This window comes from Shewanella sp. c952 (assembly GCF_019654975.1).
In the GTDB taxonomy this organism is placed as follows: domain Bacteria; phylum Pseudomonadota; class Gammaproteobacteria; order Enterobacterales; family Shewanellaceae; genus Shewanella.
The window spans coordinates 1-430 of sequence record NZ_BPEW01000145.1 but is presented as its reverse complement, the minus strand read 5'-3'; the positions used below and the strand labels follow the sequence as shown (position 1 = coordinate 430).

Sequence of the window (430 nt, the reverse complement as noted above, 5' to 3'; positions counted from 1 at the left end):
GCTTCAGGCAAAAACTAACCAATGACCTTGGGTTTATCTGCTGGTTTAGCTGCAGCCCATCACCTGCGATGCAGATGGACAGGAAGCCCATGGCAAGTGTGCCGCTAGTATTCAGCCCCAGCTTGCTCCTTCCGCAGCTGGGGAGTACCCTCTTTTGCAGCCAACCGTTTAAGCAGTATCGGGAATTGACCGCCATGCCAAAGGAAATATTTATACTACGCCACGGCCAGACTGAGTTTAATGCCGCCGGTAAGCTGCAGGGACACTGTAACTCGCCGCTGACCGAACTCGGCAGGGCGCAGGCCAAGGCCTATGGTGTTGCCTTGCAACAACAGCTGCGGCAATCGGCAGGAAATCCTGAACAAGAATTTCAGCTGGTTTCCAGCCCGCTGGGAAGGGCCATGGAAACGGCGGCTCTGGTGGCAGAGGT

General features: G+C 55.6%; 1 protein-coding gene. It reads left to right on the top strand.

Annotated features, from left to right (window positions below; translation table 11 throughout):
* Positions 1 to 194 precede the first annotated feature (194 nt).
* Positions 195 to 430: phosphoglycerate mutase family protein (locus K5R16_RS22305; protein ID WP_220740617.1), on the top strand; the 236-nt coding region annotated here is incomplete at its 3' end.